The 12,585-nt window shown below is 58.1% G+C and carries 7 protein-coding genes; 6 read left to right on the top strand and 1 reads right to left on the bottom strand.

Features of this window, described 5'->3' with window-relative positions; genetic code table 11:
* Positions 1-72 precede the first annotated feature (72 nt).
* From QN222_RS27520 to QN222_RS27495, 6 genes are all read left to right on the top strand, one after another.
* Positions 73-459: an ectoine synthase gene (locus QN222_RS27520; protein ID WP_283963482.1), complete on the top strand. Its 387-nt coding sequence runs from the start codon at positions 73-75 to the stop codon at positions 457-459.
* A gap of 662 nt (positions 460-1,121) precedes the next feature.
* Positions 1,122-1,289, top strand: a complete 168-nt coding sequence (locus tag QN222_RS27515) for a hypothetical protein (protein WP_283963483.1) — start codon at positions 1,122-1,124, stop codon at positions 1,287-1,289.
* 647 nt (positions 1,290-1,936) lie between these two features.
* Entirely contained in the window at positions 1,937-2,560 is a 624-nt protein-coding gene (locus QN222_RS27510) for a DNA-processing protein DprA (RefSeq protein ID WP_284005685.1), read from the top strand.
* Positions 2,560-3,240 carry a phosphoribosyltransferase gene (locus QN222_RS27505; protein WP_283963485.1) on the top strand — a complete coding sequence of 227 codons (681 nt, stop codon included), beginning with the start codon at positions 2,560-2,562 and terminating at the stop codon, positions 3,238-3,240. The genes QN222_RS27510 and QN222_RS27505 overlap by 1 nt, the downstream gene beginning before the upstream one ends.
* Before the next feature lie 415 nt (positions 3,241-3,655).
* Positions 3,656-4,756: a DNA adenine methylase gene (locus QN222_RS27500; RefSeq protein WP_283963486.1), complete on the top strand. Its 1,101-nt coding sequence runs from the start codon at positions 3,656-3,658 to the stop codon at positions 4,754-4,756.
* On the top strand, positions 4,756-5,595 hold the full coding sequence (locus QN222_RS27495) for a DpnII family type II restriction endonuclease (protein WP_283963487.1): 840 nt from the start codon (positions 4,756-4,758) through the stop codon (positions 5,593-5,595). The genes QN222_RS27500 and QN222_RS27495 overlap by 1 nt, the downstream gene beginning before the upstream one ends.
* A 429-nt stretch (positions 5,596-6,024) precedes the next feature.
* Here QN222_RS27495 and xopAD read toward each other — a convergent pair whose 3' ends face one another.
* On the bottom strand, positions 6,025-12,342 hold the full coding sequence (xopAD, locus tag QN222_RS27490) for a XopAD/skwp family type III secretion system effector (RefSeq protein WP_283963488.1): 6,318 nt from the start codon (positions 12,340-12,342) through the stop codon (positions 6,025-6,027).
* Positions 12,343-12,585 lie beyond the last annotated feature (243 nt).

Genomic DNA, 12,585 nt, shown 5'->3' with positions numbered 1-12,585 from the left:
AAGGTGCTGCGCCGCGATCGATCCGAGCTCGCTCGCCGCCATTGTCAAATTTGCTTACGCGAGGAGAACAGCATGTTCGTGAGGAGCCTGCAAGATGTTGAAGCAACCGATCACTTCGTCGAATGGGGCAGCGGTACCAGCCATCGTCTGCTGACGGAAAGAGATGGAATGGGCTTTACCGTCTGTCACACGGTGGTGCGGGCCAACACCGTTTCGGTGCTTCAATACCGCAATCATCTCGAGGCTTGCTATTGCATCGCAGGAGAGGGCGAGGTTGAAGACATGGAAGGCAACGTCTTCCCGATCCGCAAGGGCGACATCTATGTGCTCGACAAACATGACAAGCACTACCTGCGTGGCGGCCGCGAGCAGGACCTGATCCTCGTCAGCGTCTTCAACCCGCCACTCAAGGGCACCGAGCGCCACAACCTTAATGATACGTCCGGCTCTGCTTACTGACATGGCAGCCGACCCCGATTAGGAACTTATAGGGGCTGGACCCTGTTTACAGGGCTGAGGACTTGCCGATTTTTAAGGCGCCTTGTGGACTTGAAGCTACGGCGTCAGGAGCGCTCCGCCCGTGTCGACCGATATTCTGCAATTCGCTGCCCCATTCCATCAACCCTGCACATTAGCTTCAGAGTATGGGCTGCTCGTTCGCCGAGCCACCGTCTATATCGCGTCATAAGGCAATTGGGGACTAATCGGAAGGTATACGCACGCGGTTTTCTCGACCTCCTCCCGAGGGGCCTTGGCTGTCGTCGGCAACGTTCGGCGACAGCCCTTTTTTAAGGTTCGTGGGTTTGCGCCGGCAACGTGCCAACATTGCCGCGATCGAATCGGTCGAGAGCCGCGGACCGGTCTTGGCTCGCTCAAGAAGCAACTTGCAGAAGCGCTGGCAGAAAAACTGGTCGCCGGAGAACACGGCAGCTCCTCTGACAGCGGGACTTTGTCTCAGAAAGAAAAAGGCGAGACCGCGCCAGCGGCCTCGCCTCTCGGTTGGTCTGGTCGGCTCGCGACACCGTCAGACTAATCGGCCACGCGGAGTTCTACCAGATCCACAGAGCATCGGATTTTACTCCTAAAGGCAGTTTCATCAACCAGTCGCGGGAGTGAATGCAATGAAGAAGCCCATTGGAACGACGGCCCGAACAGGCGAAACTTGCCCCGAGAGTGGAAAGTGGGAGGTCGTCGGCTCGCCGACAACCACCGCTCCTATCGCGAAGGGCAACCGTATGCCTCCCTACGGCGGTAAGGCTGTTACCTGGAAGCTCATCAGTTATGCCTGATGAGTGAATAATGGTGGCCGGCCCCTGTGAACACGTCGCAGGGGCCAACGTGACGGTACCAGCACGCCCACTCCGGCAACACCCTGGCGATCTCGAACTCGGCGATGTCGCCGCAAGGCGTTGATCCGCATCGACCGCTGACGGATAACCCCGATACAGCATCAGAACACACTGCTGCGGAACGAAACGCATCGTCGTCGTGTCACGAGCCGTAAAGATTAGCGCAGAGGCGTCCACATCGACGCCAGCCTTTGCCAAGGAACGGAAAGCCACTACCTTGATGTTGCGGCGAAGGGAACATATAGTGAACATATTGCATGATGTTAAAGCCAAGCCGGTGATCCACAGTCTATCCGGCAAGGGATGCTCCAAATGTCAGCGGACATCTTGACAGCTGAGCGAAGCCGGTCGACAGTTTTGCAGTGGATAGCCGCAGGATCAACTTTAACCCGCCACCAGAATCACGGTACTAGTGCAACGAGAGCATTTCTGGAGAAGTCGAAATGCTGTTGGACATGAGCTCAGAACATACGGAAACTACGAGGCGCGATCAGACGAAGAATTCCATAAGCAGATCCGGATATATTCCCCCCGCAGACGTGCACTCCATGCCGCTCGGTCACCTTATGGATGTCGCTGGTCGCCCGATGCTGAAGGAGCAGCAGGGTCTCTTCAAGAAGGCTGAGGAGCGTGATCCCATCATATTCTTCGCCGGCGATTTGAACCTCCTGAAGGCGAAGTCCATCTCTGTGATCGGTGCGCGGTCAGTCTCCAGCGAGGGCATCCTGCGGGCAACGCGCATTTCACGCGAATTGGCTTCAGCTGGGGTCGTGGTGACGAGTGGCTTGGCCAAGGGCGTGGATACCGCCGCGCACATAGCCGCCATTGGCGCTGGAGGACGGACGATCTCCGTGATTGGGACGCCTCTTGACAAGGCGTACCCAGCGGAGAATGCCGACCTGCAACGCGATATCTACGAGCACCACCTTTTGGTTTCGCAGTTCCACCCCGGACAGCGGACATTCCAATCAGATTTCCCCAAGAGAAACCGCCTGATGGCAGCGCTCTCTGACGGCAGTGTCATCGTAGAGGCATCCGACACGTCCGGAACACTTCACCAGGCCGCGGAATGCGTGCGCTTGGGGCGTTGGCTCTTCATCATGCGGTCCGTCATCGAGAATCGGACGGTCTCTTGGCCGGGCCGTTTTCTCGATAACCCCAAGACGGTCGTTCTCACGAGCGTGGAAGACATCCTTTCCCGGATTGCGTAATGGATGTCCATTTCATCAGCGCCTACTACTCCGAGCGGGCGCACAAGGAAAAAGCAAAGCGTAAGCCAGACTACTGGGACTCCTACCTGTTCGTCTGGGCTGTGAAGACCGGTCAATACAAAACCGGCTTCACGATTGCCTTCAGAGGCGGCGCCAGGGTCAAAATAGGCCCAGGCAATATCAAGCGAGCCAGAAGCGCCTTCGGTCAATTTATCGCCTCGACCCTCGAGAGTGAGGCGGCACCGACCAACGTCCTCCTGATCCCTGTGCCATCGAAGGATGCTCTTCGGACGGTCAAGGGAGGTTATCGGTCCCTTTGGATGTTGGCCGAGGCTATGAAAGACAAGGTGTTCCCGGGCAAAGTCTACGATGGCCTCAGGTGGACTAAGGCATTGCCTAGAGCGCACGAGGGCGGCGGGCATCGCAAGCGCGCCTACTGGAAGCAATATCTAGAAGTCCAAGGTAATGTCGAAGGGCGGCGCGTTGTTTTAGTGGACGACGTCCTATCGACTGGAAGTACGATGCTTGCTGCCAAAGAGGTCCTTGAGGAGGCCGGCGCGAACGTACTCTTCGCGATCACATGCGGTAAGACCGTCTACGACTTCGACACCAAGCCGTTCAAGCGCCAGCTCGTCGAATTGGGCGATGAGCTTTATGAGTATATGCCTGTCGAATCGTAGCACCCGATGTCACATTGCGATGGCTGTCCTGTGCCACTGCTATGCCAATTTCGTGTCCCTCGACGCCACGGTATATTATGATATCAACCTTGTTGCGACCGCTGAATTTCTGCCTCTTTTAATCATCCCGATCTGGGCCGCTTGACACGTGCCTCGCGAACGGGTGCGACTCAGCTATATCTCATTCCAAATCCGAGGCGATGTCGCAAAACGTGCGCATGCTGCGCACTGCCTCGGCCATCCATAAGGAAATCGAACAAAACAGATGGGTTGGTGGAAAAAGGGCGCGCTGCGGAGCTCGTAATCAGGCGGCAATGGCAACAATTTTCGCCCGCGCTAAGCTTGATAGCCATTTCTCGTGCGTGGCAGGGAACATTCGTTGCGCGCGGTACATCCTATCGGCTAGGATCTTGGCATGAGAGATTCGGCAGCAAGATCTTCCACTTACGATACAGTCGTTCCGCTTGCGAACAAGTGGACCGAGCCCGACGCGCCAGTCCAATCAGCCAAGTACCCGGAACTGCGGTACATGGGCTCGAAAAAGCGCCTGCTGCCGTGGATTTATCAGATTCTGAATGACCTCGATTTCGAAAGTGGGATGGACCCGTTTTCGGGTACTGGCAGCGTCGGTTACCTCATGAAGGCCATGGGGCGACGCGTCATTGCGTCCGATTTTCTCAATTTCTCCAGCCTCGTCGCGCGGGCAACCATTGAAAACAATAATGTGAGGCTCGACGGCAAAAGCATCAAGAAACTGATAGACCCCGATCCGGACGCGACCGATTTCATCGAGCGCACGTTTCAAAACGTATTCTATACAGCGGAGGACTTGAGGTTTCTGGATCGAGTTTCTGGCAAGATTCGACAGCTTGAAGGACGACATGAGCAGGCTCTCGCATTTGCGGCCTTGTTCCGCTCCTGCGTAAAGCGTCAGCCTCGTGGTGTTTTCACAATTTCGGGAAATCTCGATCACTATAACGACGGGCGGCGGGATTTGCGTCTTTCGCTCGAGGAGCACTTTCTCGAACAGATCGAGGTCTACAACAACGCCGTGTTCGACAACGGCCGGCGGAACCGGGCCTTGAGGGGAGATGTATTCGAGGTCGGATCAAAAAAGGTGGACCTCGTCTATCTCGACCCCCCTTATGTTCCGCGCTCCGACGACAATTGCTACATCAAACGATATCACTTCCTGGAGGGGCTGTCCTGCTATTGGGAAGATATGCCCATCGATGGGACGACCAAGGTCAAGAAAATCGCCAAACGGTATACGCCATTCAGTTATCGCAAGACGGCTGTTGACGCATTCGACCGGCTTTTCTCCATGTTCAAGAAATGCACTATCGTTCTGTCTTACAGTTCAAACGGATATCCCGACCTGCCCATTCTGGAAGACCTTATGCGGAAACATAAGTCAAGCGTGCGAGTTTTTGAAAAGCCGCATCGCTATCACTTTGGTACGCACAGCCGCGTCGAGCGGTCAGCCGTCACCGAATACCTGATTGTCGGACGTTAATGCAGGTCATCGAACAAACCATCGACGATGTAGTTGCCAGTCTTAGCCCGCTGTCAGTCGACTGGATGGACGATGTCGCAGCGTCAGCAATTGCCTCGCTTTCCGCCCTGCCGAAGAAGACCGAATACAGCCGTGCCGACGTCGGAGCTCTGCTGAACGCCAAATTCGAAGAGGGGCTTCTCTGCGTTCGGCTGTTCCTCGCTCTGTCGAAGGATGGCATGGAGACGGAACTGCGCAACATCCTCGGCAGCGGCGGAATTGGAGCGAAGCGATTTGCAAGCGATCCGCAGGGTTACCTTGACGCATTGGAGAGTCTCGGCCTCCTTGAGGCGATGGCAACAACAATAAACTATCAGCCAGTATGGAGCGATATTCTGGTGGAGCGGCTTCGCTCTGGGCGCGGGTCGGCCATTCAAGGACAACGCCGTGGAAGAGGCCTGGAAGATTTCGCCGAAGCATTAGTAGCCGAGGTCTTCGGCGAAGGAGGGTATGAGACTCGCTGCACCTTTACGGGCGCAGATGGATCAACAGCAAAATGCGACGTTGTCGTTCCGGACCGGAATAAGCCGCGTATCGTGATAGAGTCCAAAGCTTATGGCGCCACCGGCTCAAAGATGACGGACATCATTGGAGACCTAGATGCGATCATCGCGGCAAAACGTCACGATACGCCCCTCTTGTTCTTGACCGACGGCCTTACGTGGAGAGCTCGCACGTCCGATCTGCGCAAGATCGTTCAGCGCCAGAACCAGGGCAAAATCACGCGCATCTACACGACCAAGATGCGTGAGCAGTTTCTCAACGATCTCCATACGCTTAAGAACGAGTTCGGGCTGTAAGCCCCGCGGGCATCCTGTCCGGGCATTTCTATCTCGAGCTCGGCGCTTAGTTAAAGCCACTCGGGGTCTCCTTCATCGTAAGCATCAGGGCGCAGAAAACTGCATTGCGGTTGGATTTATGCAGAAATAGACGAAGAACTGCCGCCGGGCGTGCCGTCGCTCATTGCGCATGAAGAGCGGCGTCTTAGGTCGCCTGGGCATCCGGGACGGCTCCTCTGTCAAGGAAAGCATCTTCGAGGCATGGTCCCCGCTCACACGCGAATGGTTGGGCTTTGAGGATGCCATGGTCGCTATCATTCCGGACGATGGCTCATTTGTTGCTCGGCTTCCGCACATACTCGTGCGGCGACCGATCATCGGGGAGCTCCGCGGGTCCTTCCTTATTGCAAATGGATCCGTACTGACTGCAGCTTTCATCAAGGGGCGCGATCAAGGAAAGACTATGTTGTGCCTGACACCGTTTGTGCTGGAAGCTTGCTCAGCGGCGACCGCCTCGCCGTGAAGATGAGCGTGCAGCGCCGTCAAGCAGAGATCCGCGTTCTTTTTATCTTGTTTGTGGGACGGGGCGAATGTGAAGTCGGCTTGTTCATAAAACGGCTTCCGCTCTCTGAATAGTTGGGCAATCTTCTGCTTCCGGTTGGGACCTTGCAGCAGCGGGCGGCTCGTATCATGCTTGAGGCGTTTCTCGATCACTTCGAGCCGGGTATTAAGCCAGATCGAAAGCGCTTTCTTGCCGATGAGGCACCGGCTTTGCTCATGCAGGATCGCGCCGCCACCGGTCGCGATCACCACGGGCTCCGTCGTCTTGAGCAAATCAGCGATCACATCCGCCTCCAACTTCCTGAAATACTCCTCGCCCTCGACCTCGAATATCTGGGATATCTTTTTACCGGTTCTTTCCTTGATTTTTTTGTCTGTATCGACGAAGGGCAGCCTGAGCCGCTTCGCAAAGGCATCGCCAATGGTGGATTTACCGGCGCATGGCATGCCGATGAGCACGACCGGCCGCATGCCGATGGCCGCGACAATTTCCCTTGCCTCCGTTGAGCTGGCGATTTGAGGCATTCTTGGCTGTGCGACAGCTTGCAATCCAAATGCCGTAGCGGCACTTCCCCCACGATTTTCTTCTATTCCCCAATGAGGTATGCCCACGGCGTCATCGGGAATCGCGACGTTGCTGCAGACCTCTCTAGTATGCTGCGCGAGTTCCTCCGCCCGCCGCAAAGCATCTGCGCCCGCTTCTTGCCGCAGCGCGTCCTGCTTCTTATAGGCGTCGTGGTTCACAAGCTTGGCCCGGTAGCTGCCTGGCGTATGGAACTCCACCTCGAAGCGATATTTGTCCGGCGTGGTGAGCACAGTCTTGATGCCGATGAAAGTCGGGGTCCGTACTCTGAACCAATTGGTCGTGCTGATCTCGGCATATCCCAGCTCGTCGAAGGCAAGCATGGCTTTCTTGAAGGCGCGCGTAAAATCCTTGTCAGGAACTTCGAAGACATGGCGTACGGCGTTTTTGATGAGTTGCGCGTCGCATGACCTGATGCTCATCCCGGTGAGTTGGTCAGTCATGGAGGCTTTCGATCGCAAGCGGTGCTCCAGATGAGGCGTATTCACCTGGATGTCCGCTGTCCTCAGGCTTGCGGCAACCCTAAGTGCCGCCTCGGTGATTTTGCTTTCTTCGGCCCGAGCGCGGGCAGCCTCAATCGTGGCGCGCTCCAAGGCCTCCTCGCGGCTGAGCGTGATCATCATGGCGGAATCCTCGAGGGCAGACCGGCGGCCAGAGGGTGCGGGCAGAATACCCTCCTCCGTTGCAAGTTTGAGCGAGGCTTCCATGACTGAAGCTGCCAGCGTGGGATTGTTCTTCAGGTCTTCCAAGGTCGCTTCGACGCAGAGCGTTCCGTGTTTGAGGTGCGCCGCGATGTTCTTGACGTAGGGTACGGATCTCAGCCCCGGCGCCTGTGACAGCAACTGCATAAGCGTCCCGCTCTTCTTCATGAAGAGACGGGCGCCAGTGTCGGATTTATAGGCGTCGGTGCCGACCTTGATGCCGAGGCTCAGGAGGTTGTTTGCACTTTGTACGAGGTCGTCGGGATTGTAGCCATCCGGGTGGGGATGAATGCGCGGAGGATAATGGTCGAGCAAGAGCTGGACGCGGTCTCGCGGCTGAGGAGTTGCCGTATAGGTCTCCGCCAGCTCCGGGAAAAGCTCGCAGAACCGTGGGCTCACAGTGAGCTTTGCGCCGCTCACGCCTTCGACTGTGTCGGTCTGGAGTTGCGGGTCGGGCCTCGCTGCCCATGCCACGAGGTCGGCGACGAGCAACTCGGCCAATTCGCGGGCGACCGGATTTTTGGCGATCTCAACCTCGTCCCTGGCTCTCGCGAGCGTGTTGAGGATGTCCCCGCTACTTACTTGTTCCTGACCCAACAGCCGAGCGATCTCTCGCCCGAGCTCGTGGTGAATGCCCTCATATGTGCCGAAGATTGCACGCTCGGCAAACCAACGGCGTCCTTCATGGGATTGAGCCAGAAAGCTTCGCTGCAGGCAGCTATAGGTTTCCAGGGTGTTCTGCGTGGCGGAGAGGATCTGGCGGCCACGACTGAATTGGTAGCCATCCGCCGCGATCGCCGGGCTATGCGACTTGGGCGGCTTGAGTGAGCGAAGTCCGCGAGCTTGCTCCTTTTGATCGAACGCGCGCACATGCTCATAGAGCTGTGGCCGGTCCCCGACGATAACGACGGTATCCCCGTCGAAGTCACCGTCAAGCTTATTCTGTTCGCCGGTCGGGACAGCAACCAAAGACCCCGGAGCGAACACCTCGGTCGCCTGCAGGATGCCGACGCAGTCGACCGGTGTATCCACCTTGACGCGGTCCTTGCTCTGCGTCCAGTTCGAATGACACTTGACGTCTTCAGCAGACATCACCAGCCCCCGCTCGGCGAACTCGGCCGGCCACATCTTATCTGGGACCACGATCAGAATGCCTTTGGCAAAAAATATCGGATCGTCGGCAGTCAGCTCCTGCCCCGACTTCTGGGCGACATTGAAGCTGTATTGGATGGCCGTACAGCTATCTAGAAACACGGCGGTAGGATCGCGATCAACCGCCGACCTGACTTGCTCGGCCGCGAACGGGCGCAGGTTGGGCTTGTCATAGGGGGCTCGCCCGATCAGCACACCGCTCGTCCCGGTCAACGTCTCGCTTTTGAGCGTCGGCACATGGAGGCAGTCATCACTGGACGGTACGGCAACTGCGCCGGGACCGTCGATGTGTCCGGCCGTTACGGTGCGAAACAGCTCTTCGGACGTCAACTCGCGCCCTTGTCTGGTCTCAAGCCACTTGGTGGCCGTCTTTCGCACCTCATCGGCCACCAGTTCGCTGCGCGGATAATGTTGCAGGGCCGACGCAGGAATGGAGCATCTCCTTCGCTCACCAAAGGCAGGCAGCCGGTCAGGACCTTGCTGTGGGCCGGCCCGGCGAACTGCCTGCATACGTTCGGCCAAGGAAGCCTTGATGAAGCCGCAGCCGTCATGCGGTCGCAAGGCGATCGAGCCTTGCGGGCCGGTCAACCTGAAGGGGTGCGCCTCGGTGGCCCGGCGGTCCGGCAGCAGCGACAGCTTGAAGGCGCCTTCCAGCGCGTAGTCGTGAGGTCCGAGGCCGTTGATTGCCGGAGGCGCCGCAAAACCCCGGCGCTGCGTGTAATAATATGCCTCTTTGAAGGGGGCCCAAGCGCGCGCTAGCTGCTCGAACGCCGTGCCCGGTGCGGTTTCGGCGTACGGAATCGCCAGCAGCTTTCCCCCGCCGCGCATGGCTGTCTCCGCACCCGGAGGGCGGGCCGCGACCTGCGACACGGTCGGATTTGGCGGTTTTAGCTTGCTGCCGCCGAACAGATCCATGCGGTACGGTACACCCTCGACGGTGAGTGTACGTGCCAGCATGAAGGCGCTCGGCATTCCCGGTAGCTGCACCGCAACCACTGGCAAAGCGCCCGAGGTCAGGCGATGGAAAACCGAATAGCGTGTCTCCGGTTCTGTGGCTATTCGCCGGCCCTGCATGTCTACCACCGGCAACCGCATCAGTCCCGCCTCACCTTCGGGCGGTCTGGGCTCCTGGTCCATGGCTCGAAGCACCTGATAGACATCGAAGACCGACGCGGGATGTTGGGCCTGGACTGCCGTCGCATTCCGCGCCATGAAGGTGTCCAGCGCATCGACCGGGCTCTCCGCTTCGATTTCCGCGATCACGTTCCAGCTCATGTTGGAAAGATCGCCTTCGATGAGGTCCCGCGTGCTGACTAGGATCTCCTTGGTCTTGCGCCGCAGCTCTTGCTGCCTCAACCGCAAATCGGACTTCACGCCTACGACATGCGGTCGCCGGTATAATGCCTCCAGGTTCACACGGACTTTGAGCGCTTGATAGATCGACAAGGCGGGACAACGACTGGAGGCCGGTCCACGGATGCGCTCGGCATTACTTGCTCTAAGATGGGCCTCGATCTTTCGCTCGACGACCGGCTGAATGTCGTTCAGCAAGCCTAGAGCCTGCCTCCGGTGCCAGTGCAGTTGCTTCTGCGGGCTGCGCGCCAGCGGCAACAGAGCGGCGCAAAGATTACCCATGGTTTCGAGGTTAATGTTGATGACAAAATCAGGGGCACGGAGCAGCACGGTGAGCCGCTCTAGCCCTGCTCGCGCCAGGAAACTCAGGTCATCAAATAGCTGGGCCTTGGCAAGCGCCTTCAACAGGGTGGCGACGCTGAGAGCGTCTGCCTGCCCCAGTCTATCATCGGCATACTGAAGGTAGTGGGCCAGCTGGTGTAACCGATCCTTCACCAGACCGGTCTCAGCAATCTCTCCGAGGTCCTCTCCCTGCGTGACATGTCGCGCCAGAACATTGGCAATAACGCAGAGCTGAGGTGTGGTGAAGGCTCCGAATCGCTGGCCTCCGGCGCCGAGTTGGCGCGCAATTTCCACTATCGCCTGGTGGCACGCCGCTTCCTCCGGCCATTTGCTGAAGCCGTTCATCAAGTTCGCCAGTCCTTGCGGGGTAAAATCAGCGATGCGGTCGGCGCGGCGAAGCACCTCACCGACAATCGCGATCGAGGCGCGGCGAGTGTCCTCCTCTTGTGGCCATTTGCTGAAGCCGTTCACCAGGTTCGCCAGATGCTGCGAGCTGAAATCAGCCAGTTCTTCTGTCCGGCGAAGGACTTCACCGGCGATCGCGACGATGGCTTCGCCGCAGCCCGCTTGTTCGGGCCATTTGCTGAAACCGTTCGCGAGATTCGCCAGCCCCTGCTGATCAAACTCAGTAAGCTGCTCGGCGCGGCGAAAAATCTCGTCAGCGATCACAAGGAGGGCTTCGCCACAGCACGTCTCGTCAGGCCATTTGCTGAAACCATTCGCGAGGTTCGCAAGGCCCTGCGGATCAAACCCACAGAGCCGGTCGGCACGGTGAGAGACTTCGGTGGCGATGCTAACGATACCATCGCGGCAGCTGTCGGGCCACTTGCTGAAGCCGTTCACCAGGATCGCGAGCCCCTGCGGACTGAACTGAGACAGTCGGCCTCGTCGGCCGGTGAGCTCCTTGGCGATTGCAGCTGCAGCGCGGTGACATTCTACTGTTTGCGGCCATTTGCTGAAACCATTCACGAGGTTCCCAAACTCTTGCGGACTAAAATCGTTCGTCAAGGCGCCACAATCGGCGCGGCGAATAATCTCTGTGGCCATCACGACTACGGCACGGCCACAATCCCACGTTTGCGGCCATTTGCTGAAGCCGTTCACCAGGTTCGCCAGGTGCTGCGGAATAAAAGCATTCTTCAAGGCGCCACGATCGGCGCGGCGAATAACCTCTGTGGCTATCACGACCGCAGCACGGCCACAGTCCCCCATGTCCGGCCATTTGCTGAAGCCGTTCACCAGGTTCGCCAGATGCTGCGGAATAAAAGCATTCTTCAAGACACCACGATCGGCGCGGCGAATAACCTCTGTGGCTATCACGACCGCAGCACGGCGGCAGTCCCCCATTTGCGGCCGCTTGGAGAAGCCGTTCAAGAGATTGGTCAGATCCTGCGGAATAAATGCAGACAGTCTGTCCGCCCGGTCGGCGGTCTCTCGGGCGATCGCAGCTACGGCGTCCTCGCACTTAGCCTCTCGCGGCCACTTGCTGAAGCCGTTCACCAGGTTCGACAGCTCTTGCGGCAAAAAACGAGACAGTCGGTCGGCCCGAAGACAGACCTCCCGGGCGATTGCAACTACAGCGCCACGACACTGGGCTCCTTCGGGCCTCTTGCTGAAGCCGTTCACCAGATTGGCCAAGTTCTGGGAAGTATGGTCCGAAAGCCGGTCGGGGCGGCCGGCGCGGTGACGGATCTCACCAGCGATCGCATTTATGGCGGCATGGCAGTCCTCCGGCCATTTGCTGAAGCCGTTCACCAAGTTTGCCAAATTCTGTGGTTCAAAACCGGAGAGCCGGTCGGCATGATGACGGATCTCGACGGCGATTGCTACTGTAGCCTCACGAGCGTTCTCGTGTTCCGGCCACTTGCTGAAACCGTTGACCAGCAGGGCCAGACTTTGACCGTTGAGGTCCCGAAGCACTTCCCTTTGATCACGAAAAAATTCGGCAATGCTGATCATTCCGTTGCGGCATTCCGCCACCCGGGGATATCGACTGAACGACAATACGAAGAGCGAAAGCGCCTTGTTTTCGATTCCGTTCAGCGCGTGGTCAAACATCGACACCTGAGCTGCCATGGCCTTGCAAGCTTCCATACCTGCCTGACCTCCAGCCTCCCGACTGAGTGCGTTGCACGTCGTGGCATACGGCCAGGACCAGGCGCGGGCATCTTGTCCCCATCTTGGGACAAATCGACGCCTGAACTCGGCTGCGGCTTTTTGGAGGAATGTTGCGTGCCCCGCTTGGCCCCGCAGCTTATGGTCATGTTCCATGACCGCGCGAGAGAATGTGGCGATGTCGCTAACGAAGCAAAGATCGTG

Origin of the sequence: Sinorhizobium sp. 6-70, assembly GCF_030124375.1 — a bacterium.
In the GTDB taxonomy this organism is placed as follows: domain Bacteria; phylum Pseudomonadota; class Alphaproteobacteria; order Rhizobiales; family Rhizobiaceae; genus Sinorhizobium.
The sequence above is the reverse complement of the archived record's forward strand: the minus strand, read 5'-3'. Positions and strand labels throughout refer to the sequence as shown.

Bases quoted from the DNA above. Each gene is read 5' to 3' on its own strand.
- QN222_RS27520 (WP_283963482.1), top strand. From the start codon at position 73: ATGTTCGTGAGGAGCCTGCAAGATGTTGAAGCAACCGATCACTTCGTC.
- QN222_RS27515 (WP_283963483.1), top strand. From the start codon at position 1,122: ATGAAGAAGCCCATTGGAACGACGGCCCGAACAGGCGAAACTTGCCCC.
- QN222_RS27510 (WP_284005685.1), top strand. From the start codon at position 1,937: ATGCTGAAGGAGCAGCAGGGTCTCTTCAAGAAGGCTGAGGAGCGTGAT.
- QN222_RS27505 (WP_283963485.1), top strand. From the start codon at position 2,560: ATGGATGTCCATTTCATCAGCGCCTACTACTCCGAGCGGGCGCACAAG.
- QN222_RS27500 (WP_283963486.1), top strand. From the start codon at position 3,656: ATGAGAGATTCGGCAGCAAGATCTTCCACTTACGATACAGTCGTTCCG.
- QN222_RS27495 (WP_283963487.1), top strand. From the start codon at position 4,756: ATGCAGGTCATCGAACAAACCATCGACGATGTAGTTGCCAGTCTTAGC.
- xopAD (WP_283963488.1), bottom strand. From the start codon at position 12,342: ATGGCAGCTCAGGTGTCGATGTTTGACCACGCGCTGAACGGAATCGAA.